Consider the following 22,646-nt stretch of genomic DNA (forward strand, 5'->3'; position numbering starts at 1 on the left):
CAAGTCTCAAGGCTGCGCCTCCGGATTCAGGGGCTGTGCGGCCAGCTGCAGGCTCATCAGCACGGCATCTTCGCGCTGGCCCTGTGCGGCGGGGTAGTAGGCGCGGCGCTGGCCGACCTCGGCAAAGCCGTAGCGGCGATACAGCTGGCGCGCCCGCTCATTGCCCTGCCGCACCTCCAGCCACAGCTGCAGGCAGCCGGACTGGCGGCACAGCCGGCACAGGGCGTCCAGCATTTGGCGGGCATGGCCGCGCCCCTGCGCTGCGGGCGCCACGCTGATGTTCAGCAGATGCATCTCGTCCACGCCCTGCAGGGCCAGGAAATAGCCCGCCGCCGTATCACCGTCGTCCAGCAGCCAAGCCTCATAGCCGGCTACGAGGGAATCGATGAAGTTGCCGCGGGTCCAGGGGAACTCATAGACCTGGTTCTCGATGGCCAGCACCGCGTCCAGGTCAGGGATCTGCATGCGTCGCAGCAAGGGCGCAGGCGACGCGGCCAGGCAGGCGCTCACGTGCGAGCCTCCACGCCCTCGGCGAGCCGCGGCCTGTCCAGGCGGGAACTCATGCCACCCCCTTGGCGGCCTGGCGCTCGGCGGTGGTCTGGGCGACCTTGTCTCGCACATAGACCGGCACGGCCTCGGCGGCGTCGATCGCAGTGCCAGCCAGGAAGGCCTGGCGGGCCAGCGAGCCCAGGGCTGCGGCGCGCGAACGCGCCTGCGAGGCCTGCACAAGGCCGGCCGGCAGTACCGGTGCCAGCTCCTGGGCAAAGACGGTCAGCGCATTGCCGGCGGCAGCCTGCGGCGGCAGATCGCGCAGGGCTTCGATCAAGGCCGGCAGGCCATACAGGGCCGGTGCACGCAAGGTATCCCAGCGATCACCTTGCCAGCAATAGGCGGCGGCATAGACCTCGTTCATGCGAGCGTCCATCAGCACCCAGCAGATGCCCGGGAGGCCAGCAGGGCCCTGCTGCAGGCGGAGGTCCTCGGCCACCAGCAGGAGGCTGTCAACGGGGATGACGGGCCTGGCAGCACCAAAGGCCAGCCCCTGGGCCACGGCGCAGGCGGTGCGCAAGCCGGTGAAGGCGCCAGGGCCGGCGGCAAACGCGATGGCATCCAGCTGCGCCAGCTCCAGGCCGGCCTGAGCCAGAAGGGCCATGGCCTGCGGCACCATCTGCTCGCTGGCGCGGCCCCCCCCCTCGCTTTCATGGGCGTGCAGCCCGGACTCGAGGCTCAAGGCCACGACCAGGGTTTCGGTGGAACTATCCAGAGCCAGCAGAGAAGACATGGATGCAGTGTAGCGGCCCACCTCTCCCGAAGCAGGCCGCCTCCCCCATCGTCAGGGGATGGGCGCCGCGGCGGGCGGCGCCTCCGGGCTCAGGACACGATCAGAAGCTGTAACCCAGCGACAAGCAGTAGACCGTGGGGCGGAAGTTGATCCGCGTGCTGCGGGTGATCTCGCCTTCGCGGGTCTGGGTCACGGCGGTCATGTCGCTCTTGACGTCGGCCCGGGCGACGGTGGCGACCAAGGACCAGTGCTTGTCGTACAGGACCGTCAGGCCCACATGGCCGGCCAGACCCCAGGAGTCCGAAAGCTTGATGCGGGTCGGGCCACCGGATGCCGCATCGCCCGATGGGGTGCTGCGCGTCCTGGTGAAGCGGGTGTAGTTGATCCCCAGGCCCACGAAAGGCTGGACCCGCTGCCACAGGTTCACGAAGTGGTAGTTGGCGAACACCGTGGGGGGCATCTGCTCGACCACCGAGATCTGGCCGAAGGCCTGGATGAAGCCGACGCCATAGACCTTGTGCGAGGGCGGCAGGCCCAGCGCCAGCTCGGCGCTCCATTCAGGCGAGTAGCGGTAGGTGTAGCCGAAGCCCAGGGTCTCAGCCGAGCCGATGCGCAGCAGGGCACCCGGCGAGGGGATGACCGGGCCGCCGGACAGCGGGGGCATGGTGGCATCGACGTCGACGTGCGCGCCGCCGAGGTAAACGGTGTGCTGAGCCTGGGCGCCCGCAGTTGCAAAGGCCAGCAGGCCGGCACACAGGATGTGGTTTGCTTTCATGTCTTGATGCTCCTGGATGTCGTCTTCAGATGCCGGCGGCCATCACTTGCTGGAAGAAGCCGCGTGCCAGGGCGTTGCAAAACGGCGGCACGAGCGCACCGTGGTACTGGGCTTGGGCCGAGGCGCCGGCCGCTGCCTTGGCCTGCTGGAAGCCGTAGTAAACGGTCTGGCCCGCGACGCCAGCGGGCAGGCTGCTGAGGTTCTCCAGGTCATAGGTGCCCATCAGGGGCATGCCACGGGCCTTGAGGTCAGCCGCCGCAACGCTGGTGTTGAGGTCGTAGAACACCGTGGGATCGGCCTTGCCGCCACACAGGGCGATGGGGCGCTTGGTGTTCAGGCCCAGCAGGGTGTTGGTCTGCAGGGCCTTGCGGAAGTTGGAGGTGGCGTAGCTGGCCTTGAAGCTGTCCTTGAGCAGGCCGCCCGCGCCAAAGAGTTTGGTGAAGGTCGGATCGGCGGGCAGCTTGCCGGAGGCCATCAGGTCAGCGATGGGGGTGTCCGTGGGCAGCAGGGTCTCGGCTGAGGCATCGAAGGGCGCCTGGTAGGCCTCGCCGGGCGTGGCGTAGATGTTGCCGTAGGACTTCTGGTAGCTGGTCAGTTGCAGCACCGAGAAAATCGTGGCGCCGGCATTGGCTTGCACGTTGACCACGGCGTCACCGAAGCCCACCAGGTTGTAGGGACCGGACATGGGCGCGGAGGCCGTGACCTTGAACTCGCTGCCGTAGTCTCTCTCGATGATCTTGTGCGTGGCCAGGGCCACATGGCCGCCTTGCGAGTAGCCGGAGATCAGCAGCTTGTCGGAGGGCTTGGTGCTGCTCTCGGCCTTCAGGTGAGCCAGGCCGGCGCGCAGGCCGTCCACCATGTCCACGGCCTGCGCCTCGGCGTTCAGGTAGGGGTGGTAGCCCAGGCTGGAGCGCTCGTAGCCCAGGTAGTTGGGAGCGATCACGATGAAGCCCTGGGCGGCGTACATGGCCATCATCAGCGAGGCTTCGCGATTGTTGGCGACGTCAGCCAGGTTGTAGCTCTTCTGCGTGGCGGTGCCATGGGCGTACAGCAGGACGGGGCGGCTGCCCGAGCAGGCGGAATCGCTGCCGGTGGGCACCAGGACGCCCGCGGAGGCCGTGGCCGGCTGGCCTTGCGGGTCGCGGGTCATGTAGTAGACATAGCGCACGTCAACCTCGCACTTGGCCTTGCCTGACAGGGGCTGCAGGCCGCTGGCGGAGGTACCGGCGTCAATCTGCGCCTGCGTGGCATGGCCCGCCAGCGTGCCGTAGATGATGGTGCCGCGTGCGGCGGGCGGGTCATCGCGGTTCTCGCTGGTGCCGCCTCCACAGGCGGACAGGGCTGCGACGCTGATTGCCAGCATCGCCAAATTGAACTTGCTCATCGTGCGTACCTCTGCAATGGCATGGATCGGGATTCAAGAACAAAAACGAACGATCGTTCGCTTTTAATGTCGAGCACTATAGGCTGCCCGGATCACGAGCCTAAGAAGTAAAAACCCCGACACCGTTGCCGGTGTCGGGGCGGAATCAGCGAACTTGAGGATGCCCTGCTGAGCGGCCTGGAGGCCGCGCCAACGGGGAGTGCCTACGCTGCCGTCAGAGCGGATTGCGGAGCACGCGGGACAGCGCCAGGTTGCCCAGGGTGGAATGCCCGGCCGGGCCGAAGCGGCGGTCGTCGGCCCACAGATAGGTCTGGACCGTTGCCCCGCCGACCAGTGTGCTCATCGAGCAGTTGGGCAGGCTCACCGAGGCCTGGCAGGCCGGGTTCATGATGTCCGTGAGGCCGTACTGGCTGGGGTACTTCGTGAGGGATGTCGACATGTCGTCGCCCAGCACCAGCGCGCCCAGGCGACCGTCGTTGAGGGCGCCCAGCGCGCGGTACAGCTCGGTGTTGAAGGCCGTCGTCAGGGCCGTCAGGAACTGGGCGCGGTTGAGCCCTTCGCGTACCGGCGGACGGTTGTTGCGCTCCTGGAAGGCAAAGGGCGTGGCACCGACGTCAGGCAGCGACACCACCAGCGTGCGGCCGCCCGTGCGCATCATGCGCACGGCCAACTCGCCCAGTTGGCGGCCGGCATCGCCCGCGGCTTTCATCAAGTCAGCCTCGGACTGCGCCGGGTATTGCGCGTACAGGCCCAGGATGTCGTGGGTGCCGACGAACAGGGTCACCAGGGTGTGTTCCGTCATCACGTCGCTGGCCAGATAACGGTCCAGCTGCGCGCGGACGTCATCGACCTTGGCGCCGACGGCGGCCATGATGCGCCCCTGCGGCGCGGCCAGGTTGCTGGGATTGCACTGCGGGAACACCATGCCATAGCGATTGGCCAGGGCCTGGATCCACAGGGGATTGCTGGCGCAGTCCACCGTATTGCTGACGGAGTTGATCGCGTTGACGCTGTACTTGCGGCCGTCCGCAGTCAGGACGCTGGCCTCATCACCAAAGGCGACCAGCCGGGTCGGCGCAAAAGCCTCGATGGGCTCGCTGCCCCCTCCGCAACCGGCCAGGGCTGCCGCGGCCACCAGGCTCATCAGCAGGGCACGGGCGCTGCCTCGTGCAGCTTGCTTCAAACTCTTCATGAACACTCCATCACGGGAAATCAATTGCCAGCCCCAGTGGCGAAAGCCGCGGCAGCACGCGACAGGCGGTCGCGAACGCCATCCCAGGCTGCGCCCTGGGGGGGATCCTCCACCCAGATCTCGCGCACCCCAGCCTCATCCAGCTCGCGCAGCACGGCGAACAGGTCGTGTGCAGCGGCACGCGCATCATCGGGCATGGGGCGCCAGACCTCGGGAGACCGGGCCGGCATGGTGCGCGAATATACCGCCACACCCTTAGGCGCTTCTTGAGCCAGGCCCGATTCGATGGCCGTCAGGCTCAGCAGGCGCACCACCGCACTCGGTGCGTAATGGGCAGCCAGCGTGCCCGAGGCGCGCGGCGCGGCGGTATCGCGCGCGCGCAGGGGCTCGCCCAGCACGGCCTCGATCTGTGCCTGAGTCAGCACCCCGGGGCGCAACAGCACGGGATGGCCGCGGCTGCAATCGATGATGCTGGATTCGATGCCCACCTCGCAGTCCCCGCCATCCAGGATGATCAGGGACTCGTCGAATTCACTGCGGACATGGGCCGCATGCGTGGGGCTCACCCGCCCGAAGCGGTTGGCGCTAGGGGCGGCCACGCCACGCACGCCCAGGCGCAGGGCCTCGCGCAGCAAGGCCTGGGCCACCGGGTGCGCGGGGCAGCGCAGGCCCACGGTGTCCTGCCCGCCTGCAGCGGCGGCGGCCATGCCCTCGGCTCGCGGCACGATGACGGTCAGCGGGCCGGGCCAGAAGGCCTGCATCAGCCTGCGCGCCGATTCCGGCAGGCGCGCAGCGAAAGGCTCGGCCGCGGCCATGTCCGGCACGTGGACGATCAGCGGATGGTCCGCGGGGCGTCCCTTGGCGGCAAAGATCTGGGCGACGGCCGTGTCATCGTCGGCCCGGGCACCGAGGCCGTAGACGGTCTCGGTGGGCAGGGCGACCAGGGCGCCCCGGGCCAGGGCCTCGGCGGCCTGGCGCACGGCGGCGGGATCGGCTCCGTTCAGCAGCATGGCTTCAGCTCCGGCGCAGGCAGGTTCACCACGAATCCGGCAGGCCCAGCAGGCGGGCGGCGGCGCGGGCCAAGTCCTCGGCGGCCTCGGGCGTCGCGGCCGTGATGTTCAGGTGGCCCATCTTGCGCCCCGGGCGGGCGCTCTGCTTGCCGTAGAGATGCAGATGCGTGCCCGACAGGGCCAGCACCTCGCCCCACGGCGGCGTGCGCTCGGCGCCGGCGGCATCGAACCAGAGGTCGCCCAGCAGGTTCAGCATCACCGTCGCCGAATGCAAGCGCGGCAGACGCAGCGGCAGGCCGGCCATGGCGCGGACCTGCATCTCGAACTGCGAGACATCGCAGGCATTCATCGTGTAGTGACCGGAGTTGTGCGGCCGCGGGGCCATCTCGTTGACTACCAGGGAACCATCCTGCAGCAGGAAGAACTCCACGCACAGAACGCCCACATAGCCCATCTCGGCCGCAATGCGCGAGGCCGACTCCACGACCTGCTGCTGCAGCGCCGCCGACACCGCCGGCGCCGGCACCTGAGTGACGGCCAGGATGCCGTCGCGGTGCAGGTTCTGCTGCACGGGGAAGTGCACGATCTCGCCGTCATCGCCCCGCACGACGATGCAGGACAACTCCAGCTGAAGGGGCAGCATCTGCTCCAGCACGCAGGGCACGCCCTTCAGGTCACGGAAGGCCTCGGCCAGCTCCTGCAGCGTCCTGACTCGGACCTGGCCCTTGCCGTCATAGCCCATGCGGGCCGTCTTGAGGATGCCGGGCAGCAGGCTCGCGGGCACCGCAGCCAGGTCCGCCTCGCTGCGGATCACGGCATAGGGCGCGCAGGCCACGCCGCTGCGCTGGAAATGCGCCTTTTCATCGGCCCGGTCCTGGCAGATGGCCACGCAGTCGCCGGCCGGCGCCACGAAGCGCCGCTGCGCCAGGCGGCGCAGGGCCTCGGCAGGCACGTTCTCGAATTCGGTGCTGATGGCGTCGCAGGTCGCTGCCAAGCGGTCCAGTGCGGCCTCATCCAGGTAATCGGCCTGGAGATGCTCATGAGCGACCAGGCCGGCCGGGCTTTCCGGGTCCGGATCCAGCACCACGGTGCGGTAGCCCAGGGCCTGGGCCGCGTGCACGAACATGCGGCCCAACTGGCCCCCGCCCATCACGCCCAGGGTGGCCGTGCCGGCTTCCAGACGCTTGGCCATCAGATCAGGTCCTTGCTCATGCCGCGGGCATGCTCGGTCTGGCGCAGGCGGTAGGCCGCCAGCTTCTCGCGCAGGGCGGCGTCGTCCTGGGCGAGCATAGCCACGGCAAACAGCGCCGCGTTGCCGGCGCCGGCCGTGCCGATGGCGAAGGTGGCCACGGGAATGCCCTTGGGCATCTGGACGATGGAATGCAGCGAATCCACGCCCTGCAGATGGCGGCTGGCCACCGGCACGCCCAGCACGGGCACCAGGGTCTTGGACGCCAGCATGCCCGGCAGGTGGGCCGCACCACCCGCACCGGCGATGATGGCGCGCAGGCCGCGGGCCTGGGCCTGCTCGGCGTAGGCGAACATGTCGTCCGGCATGCGGTGGGCGGAGACCACCTGCGCCTCGAAGGGCACCCCGAACTCGGAGAGAATGTCTGCGGCGTGCTTCATGGTCTCCCAGTCACTACTGGATCCCATCACCACGCCGATCAGGGGAGAGGCGCTGCTCACGGCTCGCTCCATAGGCTGGAAAACCTTGAATTGTAGGCGGCGCGCCCCATCTGCCGCCGGACGGCCGGACCATGAGGCGCCGACATCCGGCAAGAACACACCCCACACCATGATCGATATCACTCTTCAGAACTTCGAGACCGAGCTGCTGCAGGCTTCCATGCAACAGCCGGTGCTGCTGGACATCTGGGCGCCCTGGTGCGGCCCGTGCAAGAGCCTGGGCCCCATCCTCGAACGCCTGGAGGCCGACTACGGCGGCCGCTTCCTGCTGACCAAGCTCAACAGCGACGAGCAGCCCGAGATCGCCAGCCAACTGAGCCAGGCCTTCGGTGTACGCAGCATCCCCTTCTGCGTGATGTTCGTGGGCGGGCAGCCGGTGGACGGCTTCGTGGGGGCCATCCCCGAGTCCCAGATCCGCGAGTTCCTGGCCAAGCATGTGCCCGAGGCCGGCGAACTGGAGGCCGAGCAGGACCTGGCCGAGGGCGAGGACCTGATGGCCGACGGCGATGCCGACGCCGCCCTGTCCAAGTTCATCGCCGCCCTGGAAGCGGATCCCACCAACGAGGCCGCCCGCTTCGACCTGGTCAAGGCGCTGTTGGAATCCGGCCGCGTGGCCGAGGCGCGTGCAGCCTTCGAGCCGGTGGCCGCGCAGGCCGCCGACACCATCACCCCGCACGCCCGCTTCGCCGCCCTGGCCCTGTGGCTGCAGGCCGCCGAGGCCGCGCAGCGCGGCCTGGACGCCAGCGTCCTGCAGGCAGCCATCGCCGCCAACAAGCGCGACTTCGACGCCCGCTACGGCCTCGTCCAGTTGCACTTCGCTGCCGGCCGCTTCACCGACGCCATGGAGGAGCTGCTGGAAATCATCATGCGCGACAAGGCCTGGAACGGCGAGTTGGCCCGCAAGACCTACGTCGCCATCTTGGAGATCCTGACCAAGCCCCAGCCCAAGGCCAGCGCGCCGGCCGCCGGTGAGCCCAAGGGCAGCCTGCAACTGGCCGGCCACGCGACGGTCGCGCCCGCGGACCCGCTGCTGGACCAATACCGTCGCAAGCTGTCGATGGCGCTGTTCTGAACGAGCGCCCACCAATGCAAAAGGCCCGCTGAAGCGAACTTCTGCGGGCCTTTTGCCTGGCGCGATGGGCCGTCAGGCGCTGCCGACGCCCGCCTGCGCAGCCTGCTTGTCCGCATGGTAGCTGGAGCGCACCAGGGCGCCGACGGCTGCGTGGGTGAAGCCCATCTTGTAGGCCTCGGCCTCGTACATCTTGAAGACGTCCGGGTGCACATAGCGGCGCACCGGCAGATGGTGGCCGGAGGGGGCCAGGTATTGCCCGATGGTGAGCATGTCGATGTTGTGGGCACGCATGTCGCGCATCACCTGCAGCACTTCCTCGTCGGTCTCGCCCAGGCCCACCATGATGCCGCTCTTGGTCGGCACGCCGGGCACTTCTTCCTTGAAGCGCTTGAGCAGGTTGAGGCTGAACTCGTAGTCCGAGCCCGGGCGCGCTTCTTTGTAGAGGCGCGGCGCGGTCTCGAGGTTGTGGTTCATCACGTTGGGCGGTGCGGCCTTGAGGATGTCCAGGGCGCGGTCCATGCGGCCGCGGAAGTCGGGCACCAGGACCTCGATCTGGGTCGAGGGGCTCAGCTCGCGGACCTTGCTGATGCAGGCGGCGAAGTGGCCGGCCCCGCCATCGCGCAGGTCGTCGCGGTCCACGCTGGTGATCACCACGTACTTGAGCTTCAGCGCGGCGATGGTCTTGGCCAGGTTCTCGGGCTCATTGACATCCAGCGGGTCCGGGCGGCCGTGCCCCACGTCACAGAAGGGGCAGCGACGGGTGCACTTGTCACCCATGATCATGAAGGTGGCCGTGCCGTGGCCGAAGCACTCGCCGATGTTGGGGCAGGAGGCTTCCTCGCAGACCGTGTGCAGCTTGTGCTCGCGCAGGATCTGCTTGATCTCGTAGAAGCGGGTGCTCGGCGAGCCGGCCTTCACACGGATCCAGTCCGGCTTCTTCAGGGTCTCGGCCGGCACGATCTTGATGGGGATGCGCGCCGTCTTGGCCTGGGCTTTCTGCTTGGCGCTGGCGTCGTAGGCTTCGCCGGTCTTGGCTTCGTGGGTGATGTTCTCGGTGGGCATGGCGCCTCGTCCTCAGGGCTGGCTCGCTGCAGGCTCAGTGCAGCTTCATGGCGTGAGCTGGGCGGCCAGCCGTTCGCCGAATCGCTGGGCCACGGTGGTCCAGTCGGAGAAAACCCGAAGTGTAGCGAGGTCCACCGTCTTCAGTCCTGCGTATCCGCAAGGGTTGATGCCATCGAAAGGGTGCAAATCCATGCCGACATTGAGCGCCACGCCGTGGTAGCTGCAGTGCCGGCTGATCTTGATGCCCAGTGCCGCGATCTTGCCCAGGCCCTTGAACGGGTCCGTGGGATCGGCGGGGCCCGTGAGCGCGGCATGCGAGGACGGATCGTCCAGGCGCACATAGATGCCCGGCGCGCCGCTCACCCGGTGGCCGGTGATGCCGAAGGTCTCCAGCGTCTGGATCACGGCCGCCTCCAGGCGGAAGACGTACTCGCGCACATAGATGCCCAGGCGCTGCAGGTCCACCAGGGGGTAGGCCACCACCTGGCCTGGGCCATGGTAGGTCACCTGTCCGCCGCGGTTGGTCTGGACCACGGGAATGCCGGCCGGATCGATCACGTGGTCGGCCTTGCCAGCCAGGCCCTGTGTGTAGACGGGATCGAACTCGCAGAGCCAGAGCTCGTCCGGCGCGTCCGGGCCGCGCTCCGCGGTGAAGGCCTGCATGGCGGCCAGGGTGGCCGCATAGTCGATGCGGCCCAGGGTCTTGATCAGCATGGTCGAGATGGTAGCGCCGCGCCTGTAAGGCCCCACGCCCCGGGCACGACGGAGATTGCGCTACAAGTCGCACAGTACGGATGAATCGACCATGAATGCACACGCCCTCCTGATGGCCGCCCTGCTCGCCCTGCCCCTGCTCTGCTCAGCGGCCGCGCCGCCCGCCGCGCCTGTGGACCGCGCCATCGCCGCCTATGCCGAAGGCCGCCTGCCCGAGGCAGCGAGAGCTTTCCAGCAGCTCGCGGCGCAGGGCAACGCCCTCGCCCGCTACAACCTGGCGATGATGCACCTGCGCGATGAGTTGCCGCGCAGCAGCGTCCAGGCCGCCCGGCTGTTGCTGGAGCGGGCGGCCGGCCAGGGCTTCGTGCGCGCCGAGCTGGCCCTGGGCGAGCTGCACGAGCAAGGCCGGTTGGGGCGCGTGGACCTGGCCCAGGCCCAGCGCTGGTTCATGCGCGCGGCGGAGCATGGCAGCGTGGACGGTCAGGTGGCGGTTGGCACCGCCTTCTTCCTGGGTCGGGGCGCCCCCAAGGACATGGCCCAGGCCGCGCGCTGGTTCCGCGAGGCGGCCACCGGCGGAGACGTCGGTGCCCAGTACCTGCTGGCCTCGCTCTATGAACACGGGGATGGCGTGCCGCGCGACCTGCGCCTGGCGCGCTACTGGTACGACATGGCCGCCCGCAACGGCGACGAAGCCGCGCCCTTCAAGCTGAAGGAGATCGATGTGCGCATCGAATCCGATCGGCAGCTGCAGGACGGCGCCTGAAGCTCAGAGCACGACCTTCACCATCGGGTGCGTGCTGAGGGTGCGATAGAGCTCGTCCAGCTGCTCGCGGCTGGTGGCGGTGATGGTGATGGTCAGCCCCAGGTAGTTGCCGCTGCTGCTGGGGCGGCGCTCCACAGTGCCGGCGTCGAAGTCCGGATCGAACTGCTGGGCCACCATCACGATGGCCTCGAAAAAGCCCTCGACATGCGCGCCCATCACCTTGATGGGGAACTTGGACGGGTACTCGATCAGGGACTGCTCGGGGGGAATCGTCGGCGCCATGCGCCCTCCTTCAAAAACTCAATCTCAGGTGAGGCCTGTCAGACGGACTGCAAGGCCTTGGCCCGTTGATACGCCTCGTGCAGCCTGGCGTAGACCGGCCCCGGTTTGCCATGCAGCGCCCCGTGGCCAACGGGCTCGTGGTCCAGGCGCGTCACCGGCAGGACCTCCTTGGTGGCGGAGCTCAACAGGACCTCGTCCGCCGCAAAAACCTCGGCCTCCGCGATGGGCCGCAGGTTATAGCCGATGCCCAGCTCCTCGCACAACTCATGCAGCAGCCCCATGCGCACGCCCTCCAGCAGCAGCTCTGAGCGCGGCGGGCCCAGCAGCGCGCCTTCCTTGACGATCCAGACATTGGACGCCGAGGCCTCGGTCAGGAAGCCATCGCGGAAGAGGATGGTCTCCTGTGCGCCCTGGTCCGCGCTGATCTGGCGCGCCAGCACGTTGCCCAGCAGGGAGATGCTCTTGATGTCTCCGCGCTGCCAGCGGAAGTCGCGCGCCGTGATGCAGGCCACGCCATGGTGCCGCTGCTCGGCCGTGGGCCAGACAGGCGGCATGCAGTAGCTGAAGACGGTGGGGGTGATGTCTGGCGGCATGACGTGGTCCCGCGGGGCCTCGCCCCGGGTGACCTGCAGATACCACCACTGGTCCCCACCACCGGCCTGCTCGATCAGGCTGCGCCCCAACTGCTGCCATTCCTGGCGGCTCAGCGGGTTGGCGATGCGCAGGCGGGCCAGGCTGCGGTCCAGGCGTTCCAGGTGGTCCTCGACGCGGAACATGCGCCCGCCATAGACCGGCACCAGCTCGTAGACCCCGTCCCCGAACAGGAAGCCCCGGTCCAGGGGCGAGATGCGCGCCTCGGCCAGAGGCAGCATCGCGCCGTTCAGATAACAGATTCCGGGCGGCATCAGCTTCATCGCGGGCTCCTTGCAGACTGGCCTGCATCCGCGCAGCTTACGCCTCCGCACCCGGACTGGGCAGCCCGGGCCTGCGCAAAGACCGGCTTATTTGATCCAGAGACGGATGGAGTCCCAGGCGCGCCCCAGGATACCGGCCTGCTCCACGCCCTCCTGCACGACCAGTGGCACCTCGGCAACGGCCGCCCCCGAGGTGGTCGTCACCTTGATGGTGCCCACGCGCTGGCCCTTGTTGAGCGGCGCCACCAGCGGGTCGGTGCGCTGGACCTGCGTCTGCAGCTTGCCGCCCTCGCCGCGCGGCACGGCCACGAAGACGGGGCCTTCGGCGCCCAGCTTGACCTCGGGCACTGCGCCCTTCCAGACCTTGACCGTGCTGGCCGCCTGGCCAGCGTCAAAGAGCTTGACGGCGTCATAGGCCGAGTAGCCCCAGTTCAGCAGCTTCTGGCTCTCGTTGGCCCGCGCTTCCTTGGAAGCCGTGCCCATCACCACACTCAGCAGGCGGCGTTTGCCGTTGGGGAAGTCGCGCTGGGCGCTGGCCACCAGGCAGTAGCCTGCGGCGTCAGTAAAGCCGGTCTTCATGCCGTCGATGCTGGGGTCGCGGGTCAGCAGCAGGTTGCGGTTGTGCTGGCGGATCTTGTTGAAGGTGTACTCGCGCTGCGAATAGTAGGGGTAGTACTCCGGGAAGTCGCGGATGATGTGCGAGGCGATCACCGCGATGTCACGCGCACTGCTCTTGTGGCCGGCCTCGCTGAGGCCGGTGACATTGCTGAAGCGGGTGTTCTTGAGGCCCCAGGCCTGGGCCTGACGATTCATCATTGCGACGAACTGGTCCAGCGTGCCACCCACGCCCTCTGCCAGGGCCACCGAGGCGTCATTGCCCGACTGGATGATCAGGCCGCGCAGCAGTTCATCCACCTTGGGGCGCATGGTGGTGTCGATGAACATCAGCGAGGGATCGCCCTTGCGCTCGTCCCAGGCGCGCTTGGAGACGCTCAGTTCCTGCTCCAGCGTCAGGCGCTTCTCCTTCAGCGCCTGGAAGGTCAGGTAGGCCGTCATCAGCTTGGTCAGCGAGGCCGGGTCGTTGGGAACGTCGGCCTCGCGCTCGGCCAGGATGCGGTTGGTGGTCATGTCCAGCAGCACATAGCTGCGGGCGGCGATCTCGGGGGCTTGTGGCGCCTGGGCCTGCGCGGACACGCAGGCCACGCCAGCCAGGGCCAGGGCAATCAGTCGTTTCATGGGGATGCGGAAAAGGGAGGAAGACGTGCGGCGCGGCCGGGCGGTTCAATGCCAGCTGCGCAGCACCAGGTTCTTGAGCAGGGTGAGCTGCCCATGGAAGAAATGGCCCACGCCGGGCACGACGATGACAGGCAGGTGCTGCGGACGAGCCCAGTCCAGCACCGAGCTCAGCGGCACGACGTCGTCCACCTCGCCGTGGATCACCAGCGAATCGGCCGGCACCGTCGCCATGTCAAAGCGTGAGGTCGCCGGGCCCACCAGCACCAGGCGCTCCGGCGCCGCCTCGCCCTCCAGGCGCTGCGCGGCGCGCGAGGCCACGTAGCCGCCGAAGGAGAAGCCGCCCAGCACCAGGGGCAGGCCGGCCTGGCGGAAGTGCGCGACCACGGCCAGCGCATCGTCCACCTCGCCGCGCCCCTCGTCCCAGCCGCCGCCGGACTGGCCGATGCCGCGGAAGTTGAAGCGCACCACCTGGTAGCCCAGTTGCACGAAGGCACGGGCCAGGGTCTGGACCACCTTGTTGTCCATGGTCCCGCCCTGGGTGGGATTGGGATGGCAGATCACCGCCGTGCCGCGCGGGGCCTGCAGGCCCAGCAGTTGGTCGATGGCGCACTCGACCGGGCCTGCAGGACCATCGATCAGCACTTTCCGAGTCTGAGAATTCATTGTGCTCCAGCGCCTCAGCGCCCCACGGACTCGGGCAGCACCAGGCGCTCGACAACCTGGCCTTTCTTCAGGTGGGATTCGACGATCTCGTCAATGTCCGTGCTGTCCACGAAGCTGTACCAGACGGCCTCTGGATAGACCACGGCCACTGGTCCGCCAGCGCAGCGGTCCAGGCAGCCCGCCTTGTTGACGCGCACGCCGCCCTTGCCGGCCAGGCCCTCGGCCTTGATCCGGTTCTTGCAGTGATCGAAGGCCGCCTGCGCGCCATGCTGGGCGCAGGCGTTGTCGCCGTTGTCCCGCTGGTTGAGGCAGAAAAAGATGTGGCGCTCGTAATAGCTCATGGCGAGGGATTGTAGGCCGCGCGGGTTTGCCCCGATGGCGCCTGGCATTTCAGCGTTCGCGCTGCGTCACGCCCCACAGCAGCCAGGCGATGGCCGCGAAGGGCCAGACCCAGCCCACCCATTGCGCCAGCCCGTAGAGGTTGATGAATCGCCCTTGTTCCCAGGTCTGCAGGGTCTGGGCCAGGTAGGGGTCCGTGGGCGCTTCCGTGATCAGGGCGATCAGCACCGTCAGCGCCACCAGGCCCCAGGCCGCATTGGCCCGGCGCGACATCAGGCAGGCCAGCAGGCTCAACACCAGGCCCGCGCAGAGGCCGGGCCAGGCGGTGGGGCCGATCCAGGCCCACGCATGCTGGGGGCCGAAGTTCAGCGCGGTGGAGAGCGTCGTGACCAGCGCGCCCGTCAGCGTGGCCCCCAGCACCAGCAGCAGGCGGCGCCATCCCGGCCGCGCCACCGACAGGGCCAGCAGCACCGGCCCCAGCAGCCCCAGCGCGACCGCGATCGCCTCCTGCCCTGGCGGCAGGGGCAGTTCGACCAGGTTGGCGAAATCGGTGTCCTGCAGGGCCCAGGGCGTGCCGTCCAAGGCCTGGGCGCTCAGCTCCCGCAGGCGAGGCAGCCACTGGCCCAGGCCCAGGGGCAGAGGCGCAGGGAACAGCAGGCCCACGGGCCACAGCGCCAGCAGGGCCAGGGCACCGGCACTCTGCGGCACGAACCAGCGCTCGCGCCAGCCATGCCAGCGCGCCAGCCCTCCCAGGCGATGCAGCAGCCAGCCCAGCACGCCCCCCGCCACAGCGCCGGCGCTGTTGAGACACCAGTCCGCCAGCGAGGGCACACGCCCGGGCAGGAAGTACTGCAGCGTCTCCATCAAGTAGGGCACCGCCGGCAGGCCCAGCAGCACGGCCAGCCAGGCGGCACGCTCCGTGCCGCCGCTGCGCACCACGGCGGCGAACAGCAGCAGGCCGAAGGGCGCATAACCCAGGGCATTGGCCCAGATGTCGAAGCTCAGCCAGTAGCGGGGCCAGTGCAGCACCAGGACGCCCAGCCCCTGCACCCCAGCCGGCCAGCGCCAGGGCCAGAAGGGGTACAGGCTCGCGTAGACCACCAGCAGCGCATAGATCAGGGCCAGCCAGCTGGCCGAACTGCGCCGCCCCATGGATCAGAAGGGCTTGACCACAACCAGGATCACGATGGCCATGAACAGCAGCACCGAGACCTCGTTGAACACACGGTACCAGCGGTGGCTGCGGCGGTTGGCCAGGGCCTCGAACTGCCGCAGAAGGCTGCGGCAGACGTGGTGGTAGCCCACGGCGCCAATGACCACGGTCAGCTTGGCATGCATCCAATACTGGCCGGGCCCCCGGCCAATGCCGTAATACAGCCACAGCACAAGGCCCAGGGCCAGAGCCGGGATCATCAACAGGCTCATGAAGCGATAGAGCTTGCGCCCCATCAGCAGCAGGCGCTCGCGCTCGGCATGGCTGTCCGCCGGCACCGCAGCCAGGTTGACGAAGATGCGCGGCATGTAGAACAGGCCCGCAAACCAGGAGGCCACGAAGACGATGTGGAAGGCTTTGATCCAGAGCATGCGGGGATTATGGACTGGCGACCCTGACACAGCGCGCTCGGGCCGGGTTCCCGGCGCCGGGCGGGGTCAGGTCTTGACCTCGCCCCGGCTCAGGTGCGCAGCGTTGCCAGCCAGGCGGCGAAGTCGGCGTCCATGTCTTGCCCCCAGCTGCGCACCAGGGCCTGGTAGCGGGGGAAGTCGCCCGCACGGGTCAGGACCAGCATCTGGTCGATGCGGGCGCGCTGCCTCTCCATCATGAAGCGCACAGCCAGGTAGCCGCCACCATAGATGCGCTCGGTGCCGCCCTGGGTCTCGTAACCGGTGTTGAACAGCTCGCTGAGCGGCAGCTGCTGGGCCTGGGCGATCTGCTTCAGACGCGGATGCGCTTCGCCATGCGCCACGTACTCGGCCACGCCCTCGGTCCACCAGACCAGGAAGGGCCGCAGCGGCGTGGGCTGGGCACAGTTCTCGGGCGGCGAGTGCGAGTCATGCAGGTTGGCGCAGAAGTCACCCTGCAGATTGAAGCGCCCGTCCAGGTAGTGGGTGAACTCGTGGGCCAGGTTGTGGACCGCGCCGCTGGCCTGCTGGTAAGCCACGAACTCGGCCTGGTTGCCGGGCTTGTCTGGCAGGCCTTCGAGGTACATGCCGCCGTTGTCTACGGGCATGTCGAAGTGCTTGCCGGCCCAGCGCTTGAACTCCTGCACATTGCGGTAGATATTGGCCCGCAAGGCCTCGTTGCCATCGTGCGCCACCGGACGGCCGGCGGTGCCGAAGAGGGCGTGGAAGCGCTGCTCGACGGCCCCCAGATCCTGGCAGATGCGCGCCTCCTGCTCGCTGTTCAGGGCCTGCGAGCGCAGCACCAGGCTGGAGCCACAGCGGTGCTCGTGGCCCAGCACGCGCTGGACGGCATCCTCGCTGAGGGCCGGGCGCCCGGAACAGGCCGCCAGTCCCAGAACCAACGGCAGACCGATTCCCAGCAGGCCGGAGCGGCTCCTCGTCTTCATCCCCATGATCAGCATCTCCTCTGTTAATATATTTCAAGAATCTCTATGATATTTCTTAAATGATGAACCGCGCAAGGCATGAACCCGGAGGGTCGCCCCTTGGGCGCTGGCAGCCCGCTGCAGACGCCCTGCGCCTGCGCAGCATCGACTGCCATACCGGCGGCGAACCGCTGCGGGTGATCGTCGAGGGCTTTCCGGACCTGCGGGGGCAGACCATGCTGGCGCGCCGGCGCGACTGCCAGGCGCGCTTCGACGGCCTGCGCCAGGCCCTCATGTGGGAACCGCGCGGCCACGCGGACATGTACGGCGCAGTGATCACCCCGCCGGAGCGCCAAGACAGCGCCTTTGGAGCACTCTTCCTGCACAACGAGGGCTACAGCACCATGTGCGGCCATGCCATGCCCGCACTGGCCAAACTGGCCATCGAGAGCGGGTGGGTAGCAGCCACCGGCCCGCGAACCCGCCTCAGCATCGACGCCCCCTGCGGCCAGATCCGGCTTGAGGCCGACTGCGTGCAAGGGGAGGACCAGGCCTGGCGCGTGGGCCGGGTGCGATTCTGGAACGTGCCCTCCTTCGTGCTGGCCGACCGCCAGACCCTGCCCGTGGAGGGTCTGGGCCTGGTGCACTATGCCCTGGCCTATGGTGGCGCCTTCTATGCGTATGTGGATGCAGCCTCGCTGGGCCTGTCCCTGGCCACCAGCAACCATGCCCGGCTGATCGAGGTGGGGCGGGCCATCAAGAATGCCATCGCGCGCGCCAGGGACGACATCGTCCATCCCGACAGCCCGGACCTGGGCTTCCTCTACGGCACCATCTTCACCGGCACAGCCCTGGAGCCGGGGGCGGATTACCGCAATGTCTGCGTCTTCGCCGACGGCGAGCTGGACCGCAGCCCCACCGGAAGCGGCGTCTCCGGCTTCGCCGCGCTGCTGCATGCGCGTGGCCAACTGCCCAGCGGGCGGCGGCTGGCGATTGAGAGCGTGCTGGGCTCGCGCTTCGAGGTCTGGTCCGAACGGGAGACCCGCTGCGGCCGCCACCGCGCCATCGTGCCAGGCATCGAGGGCGAGGCCCACGTCACTGGCCGCCACGAGTTCCTTCTCTACCCCGACGATCCCCTGGTCAAAGGATTCCTGCTGCGATGAACGCCCCACTCCAAATCCACCAAGCCCTGCAACCCCTATTTGCCCAGCGCCTGGCACGGCTGCGCTCGCACATGGCGGAGAGCGGCCTGGACGCCTGGCTGGTCTTCGCCCCCGAACACCTGCGCTACCTGTTCAACTACAGCGGTGAAGCGGCCTGCGGGCTGGTCAGCGCACGTGGCAGCTGCCTGATCACCGACTACCGCTTCATCGAGCAGGCCGAGGAGGAGTGCCTGCAGCACGAGTGGCGCCAGGGCGTGGCGACCGAGTTGCTGTGCCGCGACCGACAGCACGAGCGCCTGGGGCAGGTGCTGGGCCGGCTGCTCTCGGACCTTGGCGCCAAGCGCCTGGGCTATGAGGCCAGCCACGTCAGCGTGGCCCAATGGATGGAGATCGGTGCCGACCTGGCTGGACTGACCCTGCTTCCTGCCAGCGATTTCCTGGTGCAGGCCCGCCGGGTCAAGGACGCTTGGGAGCAGCAGCAGATGCGTCAGGCCGCGGCCTTGGCCGATGCCGCGCTGGAGGCCCTGCGCCCGGAGATCCGACTCGGCCTGAGCGAGCGGCATCTGGCCACACGCCTGGAGCAGCTGCTGCAGTCCCTGGGTTCGCAGGGCCTGTCCTTCCCCGTCATCCTGGGCTTCGGACCGCGCTCGGCCTTGCCGCACAGCGCGCCCTCCGACCGCCCGCTGCAACGAGGCGACCTCATCGTGCTGGACTTCGGCGCCGTGGTGAACGGCTACCGCTCGGACATGACGCGCAGCCATGTGGCCGGCGCCGCCCAACCCTGGCAGCAGCGCATGCACGACACGGTCAGCGCCGCCCAGCAGGCGGCGTTGGCCCTGCTGAAGCCCGGCGTCAGCGGACGGACGCTCAACGAGGCGGCCCGCACCGTGCTGGCGTCCAGCGAGTTCGCCGAGCATGCCGGCCCCGGCCTGGGCCATGGCGTAGGCCTGGTCCTGCATGAGCAGCCCTTCATGAACACGGCCTGCGAGGCCGTGCTGCGGGAGGGCGAGGTCGTCACCATCGAGCCCGGCATCTACATCCGCGGCCAGGGCGGCCTTCGCATCGAGGACGACGCCTTGCTGCAGGACGGTGGCCATGAGATCCTGAGCCGCGCCCATCGCGACTTCGAACTCGCGCTCTGAATCCCCTCCACAGGACGCCTTCCCCATGCAAGTGATCAGCGCCGAACAGGTCGATGCCGCCCTGAACTTTCCCGATCTCGTCGATGCCCTGTCCGCAGGCTTCGCCGCCCCCTTCGAGATGCCGGCCCGGCAGATGCTGGAGCTCGCGCCGGAGCAGGGCCATGACTGCCTGGGCCTGCTCCCGGCCTGGACCGAGCGCCTGATCGCCCTGAAGGCCTTCACTTACCTGCCCGGCAACGCGGCCCGCGGGACCCCCGTGCTGCATGCCCAGGTGCTGGTCTTCGATCGCCGAGATGGCCGGCCCCTGGCCCAACTGGAGGGTCGCAGCCTCACGCGCTGGCGCACGGCGGCGGTCTCGGCCCTGGCCTCTCGCCTGCTTTCCCGCCCGGACGCCCGCCGCCTGCTGCTACTGGGCACGGGTGAGTTGGCCTGCCCCCTGGTCCAGGCACACCTGAGCGTGCGCCCGCTGGAGGAGGTGCTGATCTGGGGCCGCCGCCCGGCGCAGGTGCAGGCACGCATCGAGGCCCTGCGGGCGCGGGGCTGCAGGGCACGCCTGGCCGCCGCCGAGGACCTCAAGGCGGCCCAGCAGTCCGCGGACATCATCGTGGCGGCCACGGGCTCCGGCGAGCCCCTGGTGTTCGGCGAGCTCCTGCCACCGGGCTGCCACGTCGATCTGCTGGGCAACCACCGCCCCGACCAGCGCGAATGTGACACCGCACTCGTGCAGCGGGCGCGCGTCTACGTGGACAGCCGGGCCAACGCGCTGCGCGAGGCCGGCGAGCTGATCATCCCCATGCAACAAGGACATCTTGAAGTGCATCGAATCCTGGGTGAGCTGGCGGACCTGTGCCGCATGACCCTGCCCCCGGTGCGTGCGCCGGGATCCATCACCCTGTTCAAATCCGTGGGCACGGCGCTGGCCGATCTGCTGTGCGCCCAGTTGGTGCTGAAGCGCCTGGGCATGATCCAGGCCTGAACCAGGCCCCCTCCGACCAGGAACATGGGCGAAGGACGCGAAACGGGCCGGCAACAACGATTCGACAAAAAAAACCCCAGCCAATGGGCTGGGGCGGGAAAGCCTTATCGCTGTCATCACGTTAAGGCTCCTGCTCAGGGAGGAAAAGCAGGGAATGACCACCTTGCGGCTATCATTCGGGAACCAGTTTAACAGAGCCGCCACCGGGCCGTCTCTACGGGTCACTGCGTAGAACTGCACGTTTTTGGCGGCCCCACAACCAAACCCCTAGATTGAGGGGGTTTGCCTCGGAGAGTCCGCCTTGTCCCGCACCCTCAGCGCCCCCTTTCCCGCGGCACGCCCGCGCCGCCTGCGCCGCGATCCCTTCACCCGAGCCCTGGTCCGCGAGTCCCGCCTCGACGCTTCCGACCTCATCCTGCCGGTCTTCGTGCACGAGGGCAGCCAGCCCCATCCGATCGACTCCATGCCCGGCGTGTCGCGCCTGCCCATCGAGCAGTTGCTACGCACGGCCGAGGAAGCGGTCTCTCTGGGCATCCCGGTGATCGCTCTCTTTCCCGCCATCGACCCCAGCCTGAAGGCCATCGACGGCGCCGAGGCTTTCAATCCGCAGGGCCTGATTCCGCGCGCCGTGCGCGCGCTGAAGTCACGCTTCCCGCAGTTGGGCGTGCTGACCGATGTGGCCCTGGATCCCTACACCAGCCACGGCCAGGACGGTCTGCCCGACGAGACCGGCTACCTGATCAATGACGCGACCGTGGAACTGCTGGTGCGCCAGGCGCTGACGCAAGCCGATGCCGGCGCCGACATGGTCGGCCCCAGCGACATGATGGACGGCCGCATCGGCGCCATCCGCGACGCGCTGGAAGGCTCGGGCCACATCCATACCCGCATCATGGCGTACAGCGTCAAGTACGCCAGCGGCTTCTACGGCCCCTTCCGAGACGCCGTGGGCTCCAGGAGCGCCCTGGGCAAGGCCGACAAGAACACCTACTACGTCGATCCCTGCAACAGCGACGAGGCCCTGCGCGAGGTCGCCATGGACCTGGCCGAGGGCGCCGACATGGTCATGGTCAAGCCCGGCATGCCCTACCTGGATGTGGTGCGCCGCGTGAAGGACGAGTTCCGCGTGCCCACCTTTGCCTACCAGGTCAGCGGCGAGTACGCCATGCTCAAGGCTGCGGCCGCCAACGGCTGGCTGGACCATAACGTGGTGATGATGGAGTCGCTGCTGGCCTTCAAGCGCGCAGGCGCCGATGGCGTGCTCAGCTACTTCGCCCTCGATGCCGCACGGCTGCTAAAGAAGTGAACGCCATCGCTCGCCCATAGGCCCGCAATTGCGTCTCTTCCTGCTCAACGGCGAGCAACTCAGCGAGCTCGCCCAACTGCCCCAAGACCTGCCTGCCTCAGGCTATCTGTGGGTGGGCCTGAGCCGCGAGGAATTCAGCCTGCGCAGCCTGGAGTTGCAGTTGGCCCTGCAGCGCTGGTGCGGCGCGCCGCTGGTGGACCTGCACGTTTCGGACCTGCTCAACGCCCAGCTCCCCTCGCACTTCGACTACACCTCCTGGTACGACCTGATGATCTTCCGCCGCCTGGCCACCATGCCAGGCACGGAGACGCCTGACGAGGAGGCCCCCGTCTCGGCCGCGGTCATCGAGCGCTCGCTGCAGGCTATCGACACCAGCCCGGTGGGCTTCGCCGTCTTCGACCGCGTGCTGCTGAGCGTGCATCCCGGCGACTGCCAGGTGCGCGATTTCTTTGCCAACCGCCTGGGTCAGATGCACGAAGGCCGCGATCTGCGCGGCAGCAACCGCCTGCCCGCCAGCCCGGCCGAGCTGATGCTGCGCATGCTCAATCACATGGTCGACAGCTACCTGGATCTGCGCCGCCTGTTGACGCGCCAGCTGACCGGCCTGCAGCGCCAGCTCTTCGACCCCCACAGCAACTTTCGCGAATGGCCGGCCCTGCTGACCGCCCGGGACACGCTCCACAGGCTCGAAGACATCTGCGAGGACCAGCGCAGCGCCGTGCAGGAATGGCTGGACGCCCTCGCCGAATGGCCGCCGGAAAACGACGCCCGCGCCGAGCGCGAGCGCGAGCTGCTGCGTGTGCGCTCGCGAGACGTACTGGAGCATGTGGAACGGGTGCTGAGCCATGTGCGGCGCCTGGAGAGCTCGGCGGAGTCCGCCGTGCAGATGCACTTCTCGGCCCTGGGGCACCGCACCAACAACATCATGCGGACGCTGACGGTGCTCACCGCCATCTTCCTGCCGCTGAACCTGATCACCGGCATCTTCGGCATGAACTTCGATACCCTGCCCCTGATCCACAAGGCCACCGGCTTCTGGATCGCGGTGGGCGTCATGTGCGGCGTGGGCCTGGGGCTGGGCCTCTTCTTCTGGCGCAAGCGCTACCTCAGCAGCCAGAGCTGAGGTCGCCGCCGCC

General features: G+C 68.4%; 25 protein-coding genes. 7 read left to right on the forward strand and 18 right to left on the reverse strand.

What is annotated here, in order from left to right; translation table 11 throughout:
• Positions 1 to 6 precede the first annotated feature (6 nt).
• The 8 genes from rimI to purE form a co-directional block, all read right to left on the reverse strand.
• Positions 7 to 465, reverse strand: coding sequence for a ribosomal protein S18-alanine N-acetyltransferase (gene rimI, locus H5407_RS15685; protein ID WP_183105410.1), 459 nt, complete (start codon positions 463 to 465; stop codon positions 7 to 9).
• 94 nt (positions 466 to 559) lie between these two features.
• Positions 560 to 1,282 (reverse strand): tRNA (adenosine(37)-N6)-threonylcarbamoyltransferase complex dimerization subunit type 1 TsaB, encoded by a 723-nt coding sequence (tsaB, locus tag H5407_RS15690; protein ID WP_183105411.1) that lies wholly within the window; start codon positions 1,280 to 1,282, stop codon positions 560 to 562.
• A 100-nt stretch (positions 1,283 to 1,382) separates the two neighbouring features.
• On the reverse strand, positions 1,383 to 2,057 hold the full coding sequence (locus H5407_RS15695) for an OmpW family protein (RefSeq protein ID WP_183105412.1): 675 nt from the start codon (positions 2,055 to 2,057) through the stop codon (positions 1,383 to 1,385).
• Between the two features lie 25 nt (positions 2,058 to 2,082).
• Positions 2,083 to 3,441 carry a S9 family peptidase gene (locus tag H5407_RS15700; RefSeq protein ID WP_183105413.1) on the reverse strand — a complete coding sequence of 453 codons (1,359 nt, stop codon included), beginning with the start codon at positions 3,439 to 3,441 and terminating at the stop codon, positions 2,083 to 2,085.
• A 214-nt stretch (positions 3,442 to 3,655) separates the two neighbouring features.
• A complete protein-coding gene (locus H5407_RS15705) occupies positions 3,656 to 4,633 on the reverse strand; it encodes an SGNH/GDSL hydrolase family protein (RefSeq protein WP_183105414.1) in 978 nt (325 codons plus the stop codon).
• 20 nt (positions 4,634 to 4,653) lie between these two features.
• Complete coding sequence (locus tag H5407_RS15710) at positions 4,654 to 5,643, reverse strand: L-threonylcarbamoyladenylate synthase (protein WP_183105415.1); 990 nt, start codon at positions 5,641 to 5,643, stop codon at positions 4,654 to 4,656.
• Between the two features lie 25 nt (positions 5,644 to 5,668).
• Positions 5,669 to 6,835 carry a 5-(carboxyamino)imidazole ribonucleotide synthase gene (locus H5407_RS15715; protein ID WP_183105416.1) on the reverse strand — a complete coding sequence of 389 codons (1,167 nt, stop codon included), beginning with the start codon at positions 6,833 to 6,835 and terminating at the stop codon, positions 5,669 to 5,671.
• The gene (gene purE / locus H5407_RS15720) at positions 6,835 to 7,299 is read right to left on the reverse strand and encodes a 5-(carboxyamino)imidazole ribonucleotide mutase (RefSeq protein WP_183105488.1); all 465 of its coding nucleotides are present in this window, start codon (positions 7,297 to 7,299) and stop codon (positions 6,835 to 6,837) included. The genes H5407_RS15715 and purE overlap by 1 nt, the downstream gene beginning before the upstream one ends.
• A 142-nt stretch (positions 7,300 to 7,441) precedes the next feature.
• Here purE and H5407_RS15725 point away from each other — a divergent pair, with 142 nt between their 5' ends.
• Entirely contained in the window at positions 7,442 to 8,404 is a 963-nt protein-coding gene (locus tag H5407_RS15725) for a tetratricopeptide repeat protein (RefSeq protein WP_183105417.1), read from the forward strand.
• Positions 8,405 to 8,476: 72 nt separating this feature from the next.
• Here the strand turns inward: H5407_RS15725 and lipA are convergent, their stop codons facing one another.
• Both lipA and lipB read right to left on the reverse strand, forming a co-directional pair.
• Complete coding sequence (gene lipA, locus H5407_RS15730; RefSeq protein ID WP_183105418.1) at positions 8,477 to 9,466, reverse strand: lipoyl synthase; 990 nt, start codon at positions 9,464 to 9,466, stop codon at positions 8,477 to 8,479.
• A gap of 45 nt (positions 9,467 to 9,511) precedes the next feature.
• Entirely contained in the window at positions 9,512 to 10,180 is a 669-nt protein-coding gene (lipB, locus tag H5407_RS15735) for a lipoyl(octanoyl) transferase LipB (RefSeq protein ID WP_183105419.1), read from the reverse strand.
• Positions 10,181 to 10,271: 91 nt separating this feature from the next.
• Here lipB and H5407_RS15740 point away from each other — a divergent pair, with 91 nt between their 5' ends.
• The gene (locus tag H5407_RS15740) at positions 10,272 to 10,943 is read left to right on the forward strand and encodes a tetratricopeptide repeat protein (RefSeq protein WP_183105420.1); all 672 of its coding nucleotides are present in this window, start codon (positions 10,272 to 10,274) and stop codon (positions 10,941 to 10,943) included.
• 3 nt (positions 10,944 to 10,946) lie between these two features.
• Here H5407_RS15740 and H5407_RS15745 read toward each other — a convergent pair whose 3' ends face one another.
• The 8 genes from H5407_RS15745 to H5407_RS15780 all read right to left on the reverse strand — a co-directional run bounded on the left by H5407_RS15745 (position 10,947) and on the right by H5407_RS15780 (position 16,944).
• Positions 10,947 to 11,225 carry a DUF493 family protein gene (locus H5407_RS15745; RefSeq protein WP_183105421.1) on the reverse strand — a complete coding sequence of 93 codons (279 nt, stop codon included), beginning with the start codon at positions 11,223 to 11,225 and terminating at the stop codon, positions 10,947 to 10,949.
• A gap of 38 nt (positions 11,226 to 11,263) precedes the next feature.
• Positions 11,264 to 12,139 carry a D-amino acid aminotransferase gene (locus tag H5407_RS15750; RefSeq protein ID WP_183105422.1) on the reverse strand — a complete coding sequence of 292 codons (876 nt, stop codon included), beginning with the start codon at positions 12,137 to 12,139 and terminating at the stop codon, positions 11,264 to 11,266.
• An 87-nt stretch (positions 12,140 to 12,226) separates the two neighbouring features.
• The gene (locus H5407_RS15755) at positions 12,227 to 13,375 is read right to left on the reverse strand and encodes a D-alanyl-D-alanine carboxypeptidase family protein (protein WP_183105423.1); all 1,149 of its coding nucleotides are present in this window, start codon (positions 13,373 to 13,375) and stop codon (positions 12,227 to 12,229) included.
• Between the two features lie 45 nt (positions 13,376 to 13,420).
• Entirely contained in the window at positions 13,421 to 14,038 is a 618-nt protein-coding gene (locus H5407_RS15760) for an alpha/beta hydrolase (protein ID WP_183105424.1), read from the reverse strand.
• 14 nt (positions 14,039 to 14,052) lie between these two features.
• Positions 14,053 to 14,379: a ferredoxin gene (locus H5407_RS15765; protein ID WP_183105425.1), complete on the reverse strand. Its 327-nt coding sequence runs from the start codon at positions 14,377 to 14,379 to the stop codon at positions 14,053 to 14,055.
• Between the two features lie 49 nt (positions 14,380 to 14,428).
• Positions 14,429 to 15,529 carry a VanZ family protein gene (locus tag H5407_RS15770; protein WP_183105426.1) on the reverse strand — a complete coding sequence of 367 codons (1,101 nt, stop codon included), beginning with the start codon at positions 15,527 to 15,529 and terminating at the stop codon, positions 14,429 to 14,431.
• Positions 15,530 to 15,532: 3 nt separating this feature from the next.
• The gene (locus tag H5407_RS15775) at positions 15,533 to 15,961 is read right to left on the reverse strand and encodes a CopD family protein (protein WP_183105427.1); all 429 of its coding nucleotides are present in this window, start codon (positions 15,959 to 15,961) and stop codon (positions 15,533 to 15,535) included.
• A gap of 89 nt (positions 15,962 to 16,050) precedes the next feature.
• Complete coding sequence (locus H5407_RS15780) at positions 16,051 to 16,944, reverse strand: collagenase (RefSeq protein ID WP_183105428.1); 894 nt, start codon at positions 16,942 to 16,944, stop codon at positions 16,051 to 16,053.
• 59 nt (positions 16,945 to 17,003) lie between these two features.
• Between H5407_RS15780 and H5407_RS15785 the strand changes: the two genes are divergently transcribed.
• The 5 genes from H5407_RS15785 (at position 17,004) to H5407_RS15805 (ending at position 22,633) form a co-directional block, all read left to right on the forward strand.
• Positions 17,004 to 18,086, forward strand: a complete 1,083-nt coding sequence (locus tag H5407_RS15785) for a proline racemase family protein (RefSeq protein WP_220800636.1) — start codon at positions 17,004 to 17,006, stop codon at positions 18,084 to 18,086.
• Positions 18,083 to 19,228 (forward strand): Xaa-Pro peptidase family protein, encoded by a 1,146-nt coding sequence (locus tag H5407_RS15790; RefSeq protein ID WP_183105429.1) that lies wholly within the window; start codon positions 18,083 to 18,085, stop codon positions 19,226 to 19,228. The genes H5407_RS15785 and H5407_RS15790 overlap by 4 nt, the downstream gene beginning before the upstream one ends.
• Before the next feature lie 25 nt (positions 19,229 to 19,253).
• Complete coding sequence (locus H5407_RS15795; RefSeq protein WP_183105430.1) at positions 19,254 to 20,204, forward strand: ornithine cyclodeaminase family protein; 951 nt, start codon at positions 19,254 to 19,256, stop codon at positions 20,202 to 20,204.
• Between the two features lie 301 nt (positions 20,205 to 20,505).
• A complete protein-coding gene (hemB, locus tag H5407_RS15800; protein WP_183105431.1) occupies positions 20,506 to 21,510 on the forward strand; it encodes a porphobilinogen synthase in 1,005 nt (334 codons plus the stop codon).
• Positions 21,511 to 21,538: 28 nt separating this feature from the next.
• The gene (locus H5407_RS15805) at positions 21,539 to 22,633 is read left to right on the forward strand and encodes a magnesium transporter CorA family protein (RefSeq protein ID WP_183105432.1); all 1,095 of its coding nucleotides are present in this window, start codon (positions 21,539 to 21,541) and stop codon (positions 22,631 to 22,633) included.
• Positions 22,634 to 22,646: the final 13 nt, after the last annotated feature.

Source organism: Mitsuaria sp. WAJ17, from assembly GCF_014174515.1.
GTDB lineage: Bacteria > Pseudomonadota > Gammaproteobacteria > Burkholderiales > Burkholderiaceae_C > Roseateles_B.